Raw genomic sequence first — 13142 nt, 5'->3', positions numbered from 1 at the left:
TTCGTGTATTAACAGTGCGCGGCTGCGCGTCAGGCGGTGGCGCCGGCGGTGGCCTGTGCGCCAGCCAGCAGCGTAGCCTCGTCGGCCACGGTGTTGCGCAGGATGCCCAGGCCGGTGATCTCGACCTCGACGACGTCGCCGTGGTTGATCAGGCCCTCTGGACCGTAGAACAGGCCCACTCCGCCCGGGGTGCCGGTGACGATCACGTCGCCCGGGTTCAGCTGGGTGAAGCCGGTGACGTAGTTGATCAGGGTCGGGATGTCGAAGACCAGGTTGGATACCGGGGCGTTCTGGCGCACTTCGCCGTTTACGCGGGTTTCCAGTACAGCGGTGGTGATGTCGCCCAGATTGGCTGCGGGAACCAGGTACGGTCCGAAGCTGCCGGTGCCCGGGAAGTTCTTGCCCGGGATCCACTGGCTGGCGGCCTTCTGCCAGTCGCGCACCGAGAAGTCGTTGTAGCAGGCGTAGCCGGCGATGTGGTCCCAGGCGTCTTCCTTCTCCACGTGGAAGGCTTCCTTGGAGATGACCAGGGCCATTTCGCCCTCGTAGTCGAACTTGGTGGTGGAAGTCGGCTTGACCGCAGGGGCCAGGTGGCCCATCTGCGAGTCGGCGAAGCGGGTGAAGACGGTCGGTGCGGTCTGCCCGGTCTTGCCCGACTCTTCCTGGTGGGCCAGGTAGTTCACGCCGATGCAGATGATCTTGCCCGGGTTGGTCACCGAGGGCAGGAAGTCGATCTCGGCCTCGGCAATGGTTGGCGCGCCGGACAGGTCCAGCTGGGTGCCGAAGATGCCCTTTTCGATCGCGTCGCGGGTATTGGCGGCCAGGTTCTTGCCGGTGGGGCCCAGATCGTAGACGGTGCCGTCGATGGACACGCCCCAGGTTTCGGTGCCGTCAGCTGCCTTGAAGGATACGTACTGCATGGTGGTGCCTTTCGGGTGTTCTAGATGAAGGTTTTCAGTTCGGTGACAGTGGGAATGCCGAAGGTGCGGAAGTCCTCGGTGCGGCGGTTGGACCACATGTTCCACCAGTTCTCGTCTTCGCCCCAGATAATGGGATCGCGCTCATCGTCGTAAATCTGCTCCAAATCGGTGTAGAGCTCCACGACCGCGCCGGAGGTTTCCACGTAGTAGGCGGCGATGTTGTGGCCGGCGCCGTGGCGGACCGGGCCCCAGATCAGTTCGCGGCCGGCCGCGCCCAGGCGGTCGCCCAGCTTGGCGAGGTCGCCGATCGACTGGACCTGCCAGGCGTGGTGGTGGAAGGTGCCCTGGCCCTTGATCAGCGCGATGCCGTGGTGATCCGGGTTGCAGCGCATGAAGTAGGCGAAGTCATCCCCGATGACATCCGAGAGGCGGAAGTCGAAGATCCGGCGCAAAAATTCCATCATGCCGCGCACGTCGCGCGGGTGGAAGTTGATGTGGCCGTAGCGGTCCGGGCCGAAGGAAAGCAGGCCGCGGTCGTTGTGCTGCATGCCGGTGTAGACCTCGAAGATCCAGCCTTCGGGGCCGATGAACGAGAAGCCGTCCTGCACGCCGGCGGAGACCGGGGTTTCGGAGACGATTCTGAAGTTCTCGTTGGCTACGCGCTTGCGGATCTCGCGCAGCGCGTCGCCGTTCTGCGCGATCAGGCCCAGGGAGTGGATGCCGTTGACTTCGGACTCGACGTAGGTCAGCTCGTGGTGCACTGAGTTCGCTGCGAGGTAGGCCTCGTTGCCGGTGCGTTCGGTGACGCGCAGGCCGAGCAGCTGCGTGGCGTCGAAGATGGATCCTTCGATGTCATTGGTCTGGATGGACACGTGGCCCATTTCCCTGATTAATCCCCAAGCCATGGTGGATCCCTTCTGTAGCCGATAAAAATATTGCGACCTAGATAATTAGATTATTTGCATTAAGTTAGATTGTCTAGTGCTTTCGGAAAAAGACTCGCGCGCCTGCGCGAGCCGACCTGCTGGTCCGCAAGAACAGGCGCGCAAAGACTAGGCCAAAACCGGTCGCCTGGTGCTGAACGGACGCTGAATTTCTCGCTTGATCAGGCCTGTTTCATCCAGTGCTGTCAGCGATTGAGCACCCTTCTGGTGCACCGCAAGAGCGTTATTATTGCTGGTAGCTGCGGTTCCCAGGCGGATAAATGACCCTAGGGCATCACCCAGAACCTTCGCCGTTTGCTCGAAGAGCTCATCGGCCACGCCATCGAGCATCGGGGCATCCTGCCAGCGCTCACGGTTGCCAAAGAGGAACGGCAGCTCTAAGCAGTGGGCCGAACCAGCGTGAGGCAACGGGGAGCGAACTTCGAAGCCCAGGAGCTGCACCTGGATGCCGGCAGCGGCTGCCGCATCGGCCAATTCCACGGCATAGAGTTGAATCTGGTGCAGGCTCATCGCCCTAACCATGAGTGACTTGGCCGTTGCTTGCGGTTCTGCGGCAATCAGTGCGTCGACGACTTCTTGCGGTTCATTGAAGTTCCCTGCAATAAACCCGCGCACACTATCGAGGGTGAATGCCTGCTCGGGGGCCATGCCAATGAAGGCACTTGCCTCATCGGCGGTGTAGGACAGCAATAGCTGCTTCACATGCAGGCGTTCGACTGCCCGCGCGGTATCAAAAAGATCCGCCGGAACGGACTCATCGGCACTCGGGTAGAGGCCCAAGCCGCGCCCGGCCCAAGCCTGGGCCAGTGCTGTGCCGGCAGCCAATAGCTGCTCGGTGCTTGCCTCGGCCAAGGCGGTGCCATTAAGCGCTTGGGCCATCACCGCATTGCGTTCCTGCGCCTGGGTTTCACCCATCGGCGGCTGGAAGGACAGCGAACCAACGTAGAGCCTGTTGAACAGTCCACGGGCTGCCTCAAGCTGGGCCAATGCGAAGGCCCAGAAGGCACCTGCGGACTGGCCTGCCAGGGTGACTTCCTGCGGGTTGCCACCGAGTTCAGCAATATTGCGCTGTACCCATGCGAGCGCCAAGAGCAGTTCTTCGGGCGGCGTATTCCCGCCGCCCACCTGCTGGTTGTGGGCCAGCAATCCGATGCGGTAGTTGACCACGGCAACAACGCAGTTCTGCTTCTCGGCAAAGTTCTGCGCGTCGTACCAGCGCACGGTGCCGGCGCCGGAAACGAATCCGCCGCCGGGAAGGAAAACCATCACCGGAAGCCCTTCGGCACCAGCGGGTGCGAACACCGCAACCTGGAAAGCGTCCTCGGACTGGGGCAGTTCCTGCAGTGCAGGACCTAGCAACCAATCCAGGGAACCTGGGGTCTGCGGGAAAATTGCCGGCTGCGCTGCGGCGAGCCCGGTGGCTTCACTGAGCTTGCCGAAGCGCCCGGCGCTGCGCTGCGCGTAGCTGTAAACCCCCATGCCTAGCGGATTTCCGTGTACTGCGACTGGTCGACCGCGCGGGTGATGTTCCAGTACTCGACGATCGGGTAAGGCCAGATCTGCGAGACGCGGCCGAACTTGTTCTTGTACCAGGTGTGCACCTCGGGGTGGCCCCAGGCCTTCTGCGCGTTGGCGGCATCGAGATCCGCCACGAACGCATCGAGCACCTCCTGCTTCAGGTCCAGTGCCTTGATGTCCTTGTCGAGCACGATGTTCAGTGCGTCCAGGATGTAGGTCAGGCCGTACTCGATCATCGAGAACAGCGAGCCGTTGACCACATGCCCGGTATTCGGTCCGGAAACGATGAACAGGTTCGGGAAGCCGGGCACTGTGGCCCCGGCATAGGCGGTGGCGTTGCCGCCCCAGTATTCGTGGATGTCCTTGCCCTCGCGGCCGGTGATGCGCAGCGGCTCGAGGAACTCGGAGGCCTGGAAGCCGGTGGCGTAGATGATGACGTCCAGCTCGTGCAGGGTGCCGTCGCCATCGATGATCCCGGCCTCGGTCATTTCGCTCATGCCCGAGGTGACCAGGGTGGTCTGCGGCTTCTTCAGGCTCTTGGCCCACACGCCGTTATCGCGCAGCATGCGCTTGCCGCCCACGATGTAGTCCGGGATGACCTTGGCCAGCAGGTCCGGGCGATCGGCGTACTGCTCCTTGAGCATCTCGGTCAGCTGCTGGCGCACGCGCTCGTTGACCGCGGACACTGAACCTTCCTTGGTCCAGTTAGGATCCGCGGCGGTGGTGTGCTGGCGGCCCTCGACGCCCAGCCAGTGCTGCCAGAAGCGCAGCCACTGGCCGTACTGCGGCAGGTGCTCGACCAGCCAAGTCACCGATTCGGGCATGTCCTCGTAGTAGAACGGGGTAGGCAGCATCCAAGGGGAGGAGCGCTGGAAGATCTTGAGCTCTTCGACCTCGTCCACGATGGCTGGGACGATCTGGTAGGCGCTGGCGCCGGTGCCGATGACGGCAACCTTCTTGCCCTTCAAATCGATGCCCGGCTTCCATTCGGCCGAGTGCACGTGGATGCCGGCGAACGTGTCGTGGCCCGGGGTATCGGGGAACTTCGGGCGGTCCAGCTGGCCGACGGCGGTCAGGACGGCATTGAAGCGGCGTTCCTGGACTTCGCCGCCGTCCACGATCATGGACAGTACCCAGCGTCCGTCTTCTTCATCCCAGGTGGCCGAAAGCACCTCGGTGCCCATCTGGATGTTCTGCGTGATGCCGCCGCGTTCTGCGACGTCGCGGGTGTACTTGTGGATCTCGGGGCCTTCGGAGAACTGCTGGGGCCAGTCATCGCGCTGCGCGAAGGAAAATGAATTAGGCGTAGTTGGGGGTATCGAGGCGCACGCCCGGGTAGGTGTTCTTCCACCAGGTACCGCCGACTTCGTGGCCCTTCTCGAAGACGGTGTAGTCCAGGCCGGCCTGCTTCAGCCGGTAAGCGGCGGCCATGCCGGCCACGCCCGAGCCGATGACTGCCACGGTGAAGTCGCGGGTGGGAGCAACCTGTTCCTTGGTGAAGGCCGGTGCGCCGCTCACTTCGGGAACCAATGCCATGTCGTGCTTGAGCATCTGGTGGTAATCGGTGGTGGCCTGGTTGGTGATCCAGTCCAGGATCGTGGTGGCCTGCTCGTCGTCCAGGGTCTCCACCGAGGTGATTTTTTCATCGCGGATCCGGCGCAGTGCTTGGAAGGCCAATTCGCGGGCCGCTTCCTGAGCTGCGGCGTCCATGCCACCGTGCGGCTGGCCCACGGTGTCAACCGGCGGCTGCGGTGGACGCAGCTCATCACGAAGGATCGAGTAATCGCCGGTTGCCGCGGCCAGGGCCACCATCAGTGGCGGCAGGTCGGTGCTTGCAACGATCTTGCGCAGCTGCTCGTCGCTTTCGGTGATAGCAGAGTAGTTTGCGCGCCAGTACAGGTCATCTACCTGTTTGGTGGCGGCGGTCTCGATCAGTGATTCGCTCATTGGTTACTCCTAGCAAGTCTTTTCGGGCCGTGCGCGACAGGGTCTGGCAGGCGCGTGATGTAACCAGTGTCACCTCTTGGTTATGCATAAGTCAACTAAAAATGTATTCTTTGCCGACTTTGGTATGATTTGTGTCATGGCGAAACGCACCGATTCAGAGACGATGTCAAAGCACATCCGCGACACCCTGCGCACCGATATCCTGGATGGGCGCTGGGAACCAGGTGCCCGGCTGCAGCTCACGCATCTTTCTGAGCATTACGAAACCTCCAGTACGGTCATTCGCGAAGCGTTGACCCGGCTGGTGGGGGACAAGCTCGTCACCCTTCGCCCCAACAAGGGCTTCTTTGTCCCGGAGCTGTCGTTGGCCGACTTGAGCGACATCGTGGAGATGCGCTGCGTCAACGAGCAGCTGGCAATTTCGCTGGGCTTCGAACGTGCGCCATTGGAGTGGGAGAGCGAGCTGATGGCAGCGCACCACACCCTGGAGCGCACGCCGCGCCGTTCGGACGAAGACCCGGATAACCACACCCCGGCATGGAATCACGCGCATCAGAACTTCCATGACAAGCTCGTTGAGGCCTGTGGTGTTCCGCTGCTGACCGAGGTGACTCGCACCCTGTCTGACCTGATCCAGCTCTATGGACGCTGGGCCGGCCCGGCAACTCGCGACGCCAAGCGCGATCTGGATAAGGAGCACCGCGACATCCTGAACGCCGCATTGGATCGCGATGCCGACTTGGCGGGGCAGCTGTTGCGCGCCCACTACGAAACCACGCTCAGCGCGGTGAAAAATGGCGGCGAGGTGGGCTTGGCCTGCTTGCCGCACGTCAAGCTGCTCAAGTAGACCGGATCTTCGCGGCGAAGGCGCGTCAGTGCCTATGACGCGACTTCCTTGGAGCATTCGTCGCCGAAATGGAGCTGTGAGAGGCGTAGTGCCAGATTTTCTGTGCCGATGCGCAGGGGGCAGGAATTCACTAAGGCCTAGGAGCAACTCTGAACGCGCGGCGTTGAGTCGTTGATCATCGGAGCCTCCACTGCTTCTTCTGCCGAATCGCCCGCAGTTCCGTCTGGTGAACTTTTGCCGATCAGGACCTGCGTCGCGGTCCGAACCAGGGGCGGATCCCGCTGGCATGGCTTACGACGAGGCGTCTTTAGCGCCTGGTCTCCGCAGCAGTTAACTTTTCAAGCATAGTGGCGGCGAAGAGATTGCCCGATGGAGAATCTCCCAGCCGGAGTCTCGGCGCGTACCGCACTTTTCACCATGCATCGGCGTGGTCAATGCCAGATCGCTGATTAAGCGTTTCGATGGCTGCCAGGAGTACCAATCCTGCAATTGCCGGTGCCGAGGCAGGGCGGAATGCAGCTCAGGCAATCGATGCCCGTGGTTAGCCACGTGAATCTGGTTGTTGAAAATCATTGCATTAGCGTTGGCCGGAAGTTTCCTGGCGATGCTTGGCCGGATTAGTTATGCTGACGGCTGGTTGGGGGCTTAATTCCACCTCTGGACCCCGGGGGTATCCGATAATCCGCGCAAGACGGCGCTGGGGCACGCCGAGGAATAGCTATTGCGGCGGGAGCGTAAGTTGCACCAGCAGGAGATTATTTCTTGTTGCCCGACGCCAGAGCTCGTTTTTTCAGTTGGCGTCGTTCGCGTGCTTCTTCGATGAATAGCTCGCATACAAGGAGAACTGCGCCAGCGCCGACCATGATGAAAAATACTCGGATGCCTTCTGCCGGTGAATCAAAGATACTGCTCAGAAGTCCTGACATCAGAGCTGTTGGCACTGCGATCAGAATCAGAACCACGATAGCGATGAGGATCGCAAATGCACGCTTGGACAGGGACTGGAAGAAGTCTTACACTTAACTGCTCCTCTGGCGCTCATGCGGGATTCGTCGGTTTGCATATGCTCAATACCAGTGTGATCACGATTGCGCGTTGTGCCCGATCTTCTCCACTTTATATCAATGGTTCATTAAATCAACGCATGTAAAAAATGGAATGTGCTGTACTTTCCTAGCATCTTCCGAGCTGGCGGGGGCGTATGCCCAATTCTCTGCCGATGCTAATTCCGGGGAAGAGCCATATGAAAATCCCCCCACTGCCTATTGCGGTGAGGGGATCATGCGTGGCTCAAGGCACGGGCTTGAGGCTAGACGCTGGAGTGCTGATCGCGGAAGCGCGCAGGCCAGACGCCCTGTTTGCCAGGGGCCAGGATCCCCGCCGGATCCAGTGCATCCTTGATCTTCTCCTGCAGGCGGCGTGCTGCGTTGTCGTTGAAGTCGAAGCCGTCGGCAATGCGGTCCATGTAGTCCACGTGGCTGCGGTACGGTGCGTAGCCGCGGGCGCGGGCCGCATCGAGCAGCTCGGAGTACAGGGCGCGCGCACGGGCGAGCATCTCCTGGTTGCCGCGCTCGAAGAAGATCATGGTCACGTGAACCATATGCCGGGGGTACAGGTGGTACCCGATGTACAGGTCGAAGCCGTGCTTCGCGTAGAGCTTCTTGGCTTCCTGGTAGAACTCGGCCACGAGTTCGCCGCGGGCCGGGATGATCGGCGCCGCGTCGATGTGTCCGCCGTTTTCAGCGGCCCAGCCCACGGTGGACAGCGGCTTCAAGGTCGGGACGCCGGCCATCTGGGTGCGGTCCTGGGCGGCGATGTCCTCATGCTGCAAGGCCAAGCCTTCTTCTCCCGAGTAGAACCGGGCGTCAACGCGGGCACCGGGGATCACGCTGATCCTGTCCTTGACGATTTGCAGGCGGCGTTCGCACAGTTCGCGGTCGCCGTAGAAGGCGAACTTGCAGTTCCACTGGCCAATGCCGAATTCCTGGCGCATTTCTTCCAGGCGCCAGTCGGGAATGGAACCTTCGCCATCCCAGAAGTCGGCGCGCGATCCGCGCATGGTTGCCGCGCGCACCACATTGCCGCAGAGGGCATTGTTCTGGATGATTTCCTCGCGGCGCAAGGTGGTGAGGATGTCGATCAGTTGCGGCAGGTGCGCCTCGTCGTCGACGAAAATATCGCCATTGACGTAGGTGTGCGGTGCCGGCATCAGCCACAGTCCGACCTGGGTAACCACGCCGTAGTTGGACTGGGTGAACAGTCCGTCCAAGGTCGGGCCGAAGCCGCCCTGGAAGATCGGGCCCAGCTCGGTGCCGTCCATCGCGCCCATGCCGGTGCGGACCAGATCGCCGTCGGGCATGACCACTTCCATGCCGCACAAGGACTTCACGTGGTCGCCCAGCGGGGTCATGCCGTAGCCGCGGTCGAGCATATTGCCCATGACCGAGCCCCAGCCCAAGGCCGGAACCGACATCCAGACCTTCAGGCCGCGTTCCTTGATGTATTCGAAGAGATCGAAGAAGGTGACGCCGGGCTCCACCACGGCGTAGCACAGCCGGTCATCGACCGCGATGATGCGGTTCATGCGGCTCAAATCCAGCGCCACCATCCCGGTATCGCGTGGTTCGGGGCCGCCATAGCCCAGGTTCTTGCCGCAGGAGAAGGTCCACAACGGTACCTCGTGCTCGGTGGCCAGCTTGACGATGGCCTGCACTTCCTCGGTGCTGGCCGGGCGGATGCCGGGCCAAGGGGTACGGCCCGGGTTCAGCGGGTAGGGATCCAAGTAGCCCTCGGAATCTCCCAAGGAAACAACGTTTTCTGCGCCAACGATTTCCTTGGCTGCCTCAAGAAATTCTTCACGACGATCCATGATTCACCCTTCCACTGGCCATCGGCGAACGCCGCGGCCCCACTGTCTTAATCTAAAAAACTTGCTTTGTTTCATGCCGTCATCAACATGCTTGATGACATGAATCTTGTGTCCCACCCGCAACTGACCTTGCGCCAGCTTTGGCACTTCGTTGTCGCGGCCGAGGCCGGAACCATGGCCGAAGCTGCCCGCCGGCTGCATCTGGCGCCTTCGTCAATTTCCATGTCCATCGCGGAACTCGAACGCATCGTCGGTGCCGAGCTGGCGATCAAGCGCCGGGCCAAGGGGCTGACGTTGACCGCGACCGGCAAGACCGTGCTGCTCCAGGCCCGGGAACTGCTGGAGCGGGCCCATGATCTGGAAACCATGGGCCAGGGAACCCGCGAAGAGCTTGCCGGCCCGTTAACCGTTGGCTGCTTCATGCCCCTGGGCCCGATCATCATTCCGCCCATGCTCAGTGCCTTTGCCCAGCAATGCCCGAAGGTGGAGGTCGATTTCCTGGAGGGGTTCCACCAGGAAATGCAGCATGCGCTGCTCGATGGTTCCATCGATGTCGCCTTCCTCTACGGATCGGAGATCTCACCAGCCTTGCGTTCGGCCACCGTGGCGATGGCCGAGGCCCAGATACTGCTGCCTTCCGGGCATCCGCTGACGGCCAGCCCCTCGGTGTCATTGCGTGAAATCGCGAACGAGCCGTTGGTCCTCTTCGAATCCGAGCCGATCACCCAGCGCATCCTCGGCCTGTACCAGGGCAGCGGGCTGGAACCGATGATCCGGCACCGCTCGCGTTCCTATGCGACCGTGCGCTCGCTGGTCAGTACCGGCCGCGGGGTGGCTGTGCTGTTCCAGCAGCCGGCCCTGGAAGCACCCTATGAAGAGCTGAACGTGGTGCTCAAGCCGCTGAAACTCGATGACGAAAATATCGCCGTGGTTCCGGTTTCGGTGGCTTGGCCCCGCAGTTCGCGGCTGAACTCCCGTGCCCAAGCCTGGGTGGAAGTCGCCGCGGAACTCTTCGAGAATGCGGGCCGGCGCAGCTAGCGGCTAGACGCGCGTGCGGATCGAGGACGGGTAGGACAATCCGAAGTTATCCCGCAGGGTGGTGCCCTCGTATTCGGTGCGGAAGTAGCCGCGATTCTGCAATTCAGGGATCAGCTTGTCGCAGATGAGCTTGAAGCCGCCTGGGTTGAACGGGGCGTTCAGGTTGAAGCCGTCGCAGGCCTTGGAATCGAACCAGTCGATCATGCGGTCTGCCACTGCCGAGGCGGTGCCGGCCATCCACTGGTGTCCGGTGGAGCGGGCCAGGTCAACGATCAGCTCGCGCAGGGTCATGCCCTGGTCCACCGACTTGCGGCGGTAGATCTGGTAGCGCGAACCCAGGGCGGGGTCATCGGAGAACCACTCGGCGGGAATCTTCTCGTTGAAGTCCAGCGAGGACAGATCCATCTTCAGATCGGCACCCACCTGCACGCGGCCGTTTTCCAAGTGGATGTGGTTGGCCAGTTCCTCGGCCAGCTCATCTGCTTCGGCCTGGGTGTCGCCGAGGATCGGCAGGATACCCGGGATGATCTTGATGTCGTTGGGGTTGCGGCCCTTGGCAGCCGCCATCGCCTTGAACTTGGCGTAAAACTCCACCGATGGTTCCTTCAGCGGCTGCGCGGTGTAGATGCCATCGGCCACCGAGGAGCCCAGTTCCATGCCTGGTCCCGAGGAGCCGGCCTGCACCAGCACCGGGCGGCCTTGCGGGCTGCGCGGCATGTTGATCGGGCCCTGCACCTTGAAGAATTCGCCCTCATGGTTGATCGGGTGGATCTTGTCGGTGTCCACGTACCATGCCGACTCCTTGTCGTTGGTGACGGCGTCGTCTTCCCACGAATCCCACAACTGGTTGGCTACCTCGACGAACTCGGTGGCGCGGCGGTAGCGGGTGGCCGGATCCGGCGCGCAGTCCATGCCGAAGTTCTGGAAACCATCGGAGCTGGTCACGATGTTCCACCCGGCGCGGCCACCTGACATGTGGTCCAGTCCGGCCATCTGGCGGGCCAGGTTGTAAGGCTCCGAGAAGGAAGTGGAAACGGTTCCGATCAGGCCAATGTTCTTGGTGCGTGCTGCCAGTGCGGAAAGTACCGAGATCGGCTCGTAGAAGCCGTTCATCTTGATATCGCCGCGCATCACGGTGTTGGCATGGACGATGTCGCCGAAGAAGATGGCGTCCAGCTTGGCGTCTTCAGCCATCTTGGTCAGGTCGTAGACGAATTCCAGGTTGGCCAGCTCTTCGGAGCGCGAGCCGTCCATGCGCCACGAGTCCTTGTGGTAACCAGCGGGGAGCATGAAGGTCGTGAGCACCATGTGCTGGGGGTTCTTGGGAGTCATTGAAACTCATCCTTTCCTGCGGATGTGACGGGAAGCACTGAGTCCATGGTTTCAAGAGTCTCTAAAGTCGTAAATGGAGAACTTTTGCGCCATAGGGTTCAGAAAAATTGATGTTAGGTGTTAAAAGCTGGTCCGCGTATCAACTGATACGCGGACCAGTGCCGGGGTTCAGGCGTTCAGCTTTGCGTTGGACGGCGCTGACGCGGCTGCCTTGGGAGGCAGGGCGGCGCCTTCCGGGCTGATGCGGATGGCGACCAGCCCGACGATAAGGATTGCCACCCAGAAGATGCCTACGGCGGTGATGCCGAAGCTGACGGCCAGCGCGGTGCAGATCATCGGGGTGAAGCCGGCCCCAAGGGTCGAGGAGCCCTGGTAGGCCAGCGAAGCGCCGGTGTAGCGGACATCAGCTGGGAACAGCTCGGAGATGTAGGCGCCGATCGGTCCGGCCAGGATGCCCTGGATGACGCCGTTGCCGACGATGACTGCAACTGCGAAGCCCCAGCCGGTGCCGTTGCTCATCAGGAAGACTGCCGGGAAAGCCCAGAGGATGCCGGCGGTGCCGCCGATGGTCAGGATCATCTTCCGGCCGTACTTGTCCGAGAGCTTGGCGGCCAGCAGGCAGACCACGATGGTGACCATTGCCGCGTAGCCCTTGGTGTTCAGCACAAAGGAGCGGTCCACGCCCTGGGCCGCGGCTTCGGAAACGCCCCACGAAGTCAGCACGCCCTGGCAGGTGTAGAAGCCAAGGGAAGCGATCAGGGTGATGATCACGGTGCGCGAATGGTTCTTCAGCACCAGCGAGATAGGAGTCTTGCGCTCCTGCTTGCGCTCGGAGGCCTTGGCATCCAGCTCCTGGAAGACCGGAGTTTCTGCGACCTTCAGGCGGATCACCATGCCGATGATGATCAGGACTGCCGAGAAGATGAACGGAATGCGCCAGCCCCATTCCAGGAACGCATCACCGGTGGAGAAGGAGATGAAGGAAACCAGGAAGGTGGCCAGCAGGCCACCGGCCGGTGCTCCGGCGTTAGCGAAGGAAGCTGCGAAACCGCGCTTGGAAGCGGGTGCATGTTCCAAGGCCATCAGGGTGGCGCCGCCCCATTCGCCGCCAACTGCGACTCCCTGGACCACGCGGAGCAAGACCAGGATGACCGGGGCAGCTGCGCCAATGGTTGCGGTAGTCGGCAATAGGCCAATGGCAACGGTGGCTACGCCCATCATCATCATGGAAAGCACCAGCATCTTCTTGCGGCCAAGGCGGTCGCCGAAGTGGCCGAAGACGATGCCGCCCAGCGGGCGGGCAATGTACCCGACGGCCAAGGTGCCGAAGGAGGCGAAGAGTGCCAAGCCCGGGCTCAGGTTGCCGAAGAAGACCTTGTCGAAAATCAGCGACGCCGCAGTGGCGTACAAGATGAAGTCGTAGTACTCGATGACGCTGCCCAAGAAGCTGGATCCGAGAATGCGGCGCAAATCCTTGGTGTTGAGGGAGTCGCTTGGCTCCATTGCCGGCACTGGCTGGTTCTGTTGCGAGTCGGACACGTCGAGAACCCTTCCTGATCGCTGATGTGACTTAAGCCATAGTGGCTCATTTCACTAACCTTGTCCACTTTTTACGTATTTTAAGACGGATAATATTTTCTTTGGCCCTTGAAAACCGCGTAATCTTGCGGGTTTGGAAAAATTCTTCGGCCCAGAGCTTGATCTGGGTCACATGAGTTATATAAACT

Annotated in this window: 11 protein-coding genes; 2 read left to right on the top strand and 9 right to left on the bottom strand. The window is 61.5% G+C overall.

Annotation, left to right across the window (positions count from 1 at the left end; genetic code table 11):
* Positions 1-29: 29 nt before the first annotated feature.
* The 5 genes from ACIOTL_RS03045 to ACIOTL_RS03025 all read right to left on the bottom strand — a co-directional run bounded on the left by ACIOTL_RS03045 (position 30) and on the right by ACIOTL_RS03025 (position 5329).
* Positions 30-920 (bottom strand): fumarylacetoacetate hydrolase family protein, encoded by an 891-nt coding sequence (locus ACIOTL_RS03045; protein WP_400341737.1) that lies wholly within the window; start codon positions 918-920, stop codon positions 30-32.
* A gap of 20 nt (positions 921-940) precedes the next feature.
* Positions 941-1825: a VOC family protein gene (locus tag ACIOTL_RS03040; protein ID WP_400341735.1), complete on the bottom strand. Its 885-nt coding sequence runs from the start codon at positions 1823-1825 to the stop codon at positions 941-943.
* 147 nt (positions 1826-1972) lie between these two features.
* Positions 1973-3343: a carboxylesterase family protein gene (locus tag ACIOTL_RS03035; protein ID WP_400341733.1), complete on the bottom strand. Its 1371-nt coding sequence runs from the start codon at positions 3341-3343 to the stop codon at positions 1973-1975.
* Between the two features lie 2 nt (positions 3344-3345).
* Complete coding sequence (locus tag ACIOTL_RS03030; RefSeq protein ID WP_400341910.1) at positions 3346-4701, bottom strand: flavin-containing monooxygenase; 1356 nt, start codon at positions 4699-4701, stop codon at positions 3346-3348.
* Positions 4682-5329 carry an FAD-dependent oxidoreductase gene (locus ACIOTL_RS03025; protein ID WP_400341732.1) on the bottom strand — a complete coding sequence of 216 codons (648 nt, stop codon included), beginning with the start codon at positions 5327-5329 and terminating at the stop codon, positions 4682-4684. The genes ACIOTL_RS03030 and ACIOTL_RS03025 overlap by 20 nt, the downstream gene beginning before the upstream one ends.
* A gap of 136 nt (positions 5330-5465) precedes the next feature.
* On the opposite strand from ACIOTL_RS03025, the gene ACIOTL_RS03020 reads away from it, so the two are divergent.
* The gene (locus tag ACIOTL_RS03020; RefSeq protein ID WP_332486463.1) at positions 5466-6176 is read left to right on the top strand and encodes a GntR family transcriptional regulator; all 711 of its coding nucleotides are present in this window, start codon (positions 5466-5468) and stop codon (positions 6174-6176) included.
* Positions 6177-6931: 755 nt separating this feature from the next.
* Here ACIOTL_RS03020 and ACIOTL_RS03015 read toward each other — a convergent pair.
* Positions 6932-7138: a hypothetical protein gene (locus ACIOTL_RS03015; protein WP_400341731.1), complete on the bottom strand. Its 207-nt coding sequence runs from the start codon at positions 7136-7138 to the stop codon at positions 6932-6934.
* A 347-nt stretch (positions 7139-7485) separates the two neighbouring features.
* Complete coding sequence (locus ACIOTL_RS03010; RefSeq protein WP_400341730.1) at positions 7486-9045, bottom strand: FAD-binding oxidoreductase; 1560 nt, start codon at positions 9043-9045, stop codon at positions 7486-7488.
* Positions 9046-9144: 99 nt separating this feature from the next.
* On the opposite strand from ACIOTL_RS03010, the gene ACIOTL_RS03005 reads away from it, so the two are divergent.
* Positions 9145-10083: a LysR substrate-binding domain-containing protein gene (locus ACIOTL_RS03005; RefSeq protein ID WP_400341729.1), complete on the top strand. Its 939-nt coding sequence runs from the start codon at positions 9145-9147 to the stop codon at positions 10081-10083.
* A 3-nt stretch (positions 10084-10086) separates the two neighbouring features.
* Here the strand turns inward: ACIOTL_RS03005 and ACIOTL_RS03000 are convergent, their stop codons facing one another.
* Both ACIOTL_RS03000 and ACIOTL_RS02995 read right to left on the bottom strand, forming a co-directional pair.
* Positions 10087-11415: an NtaA/DmoA family FMN-dependent monooxygenase gene (locus ACIOTL_RS03000; protein ID WP_105662287.1), complete on the bottom strand. Its 1329-nt coding sequence runs from the start codon at positions 11413-11415 to the stop codon at positions 10087-10089.
* A 168-nt stretch (positions 11416-11583) separates the two neighbouring features.
* Complete coding sequence (locus ACIOTL_RS02995) at positions 11584-12954, bottom strand: MFS transporter (RefSeq protein WP_388024837.1); 1371 nt, start codon at positions 12952-12954, stop codon at positions 11584-11586.
* Positions 12955-13142 lie beyond the last annotated feature (188 nt).

It is taken from the genome of Glutamicibacter sp. NPDC087673, assembly GCF_044743255.1.
Lineage (GTDB): Bacteria > Actinomycetota > Actinomycetes > Actinomycetales > Micrococcaceae > Glutamicibacter.
This window is presented reverse-complemented; position numbering and strand designations above follow the sequence as displayed.

Coding starts and splice junctions, on each gene's coding strand:
- ACIOTL_RS03020 (WP_332486463.1), top strand. CDS start 5,466: ATGGCGAAACGCACCGATTCAGAGACGATGTCAAAGCACATCCGCGAC.
- ACIOTL_RS03010 (WP_400341730.1), bottom strand. CDS start 9,045: ATGGATCGTCGTGAAGAATTTCTTGAGGCAGCCAAGGAAATCGTTGGC.
- ACIOTL_RS03005 (WP_400341729.1), top strand. CDS start 9,145: ATGAATCTTGTGTCCCACCCGCAACTGACCTTGCGCCAGCTTTGGCAC.
- ACIOTL_RS03025 (WP_400341732.1), bottom strand. CDS start 5,329: ATGAGCGAATCACTGATCGAGACCGCCGCCACCAAACAGGTAGATGAC.
- ACIOTL_RS03000 (WP_105662287.1), bottom strand. CDS start 11,415: ATGACTCCCAAGAACCCCCAGCACATGGTGCTCACGACCTTCATGCTC.
- ACIOTL_RS03040 (WP_400341735.1), bottom strand. CDS start 1,825: ATGGCTTGGGGATTAATCAGGGAAATGGGCCACGTGTCCATCCAGACC.
- ACIOTL_RS03045 (WP_400341737.1), bottom strand. CDS start 920: ATGCAGTACGTATCCTTCAAGGCAGCTGACGGCACCGAAACCTGGGGC.
- ACIOTL_RS03035 (WP_400341733.1), bottom strand. CDS start 3,343: ATGGGGGTTTACAGCTACGCGCAGCGCAGCGCCGGGCGCTTCGGCAAG.